Origin of the sequence: Salinisphaera sp. G21_0, from assembly GCF_017744115.1 — a bacterium.
Lineage (GTDB): Bacteria > Pseudomonadota > Gammaproteobacteria > Pseudomonadales > Endozoicomonadaceae > Endozoicomonas.
Genome location: NZ_JAGHQW010000232.1, coordinates 1 through 664, shown reverse-complemented (window position 1 = coordinate 664; position 664 = coordinate 1). Strand labels below are relative to the sequence as shown.

Sequence of the window (664 nt, the reverse complement as noted above, 5' to 3'; positions counted from 1 at the left end):
TAGAGTACGACCTTGTCAGCCCGGTAAAGTTCCAGGCAACCGGTATCAGGGAAGCCTGACCTGTTTTGTCAGGCAGCCTGGCTGTGGGATGTGTTACTGGATAGCGCACCGCTGCAGCTACTCCAGACGAATACACGTCAACTGCCATAGTCTGAAAGCTGACGTATTCATAATTTCTGAAAACATAAGAGAGCCAGCAGCTTTCACGGCTAAGAAAAATCACTATCACTACCCTGAAAATTCTGGCTATCTTGCCAAATCATGATGTGTCAAAAGCTATCTTCTGTGCTTTAGCACCATGGGCAATGGCTTTAAACAAACTGTCCCAGCTATCAAACATTAACGTGAGAAAGAAGCTGGTGATTTTCCTCCATAATCGCTTTCGTGTAGGCTTCCCTGGCTTATTTAAAGCCTGTTGGAATTTTGGACAAGACAGTTCCTGAATCTGGTCAACCAGGAATGCCAGAAAAGTAAGGTAGGCAAAATTCGTAGCTAGATGTTTTTCGCCATGACCGTCATTGTGTTCAAGTTGATAGTCTTGATTTTTCAGGGTGTTAAACGTTTCATTTTCAATGCGCCATCTACAACGTCCTCCTCGCATCATGGATTCAACGGTATCATCGGTTAATTCAAGATCGGTTACCCAGCACCAGACATGCTGGTT

1 pseudogene is annotated in these 664 nt (G+C 44.6%); it reads right to left on the bottom strand.

Going from position 1 to position 664, the window contains the following annotated elements:
• Positions 1-259: 259 nt before the first annotated feature.
• Positions 260-664 (bottom strand): annotated as a pseudogene (locus tag J7439_RS25815) (transposase); the annotation flags it as partial.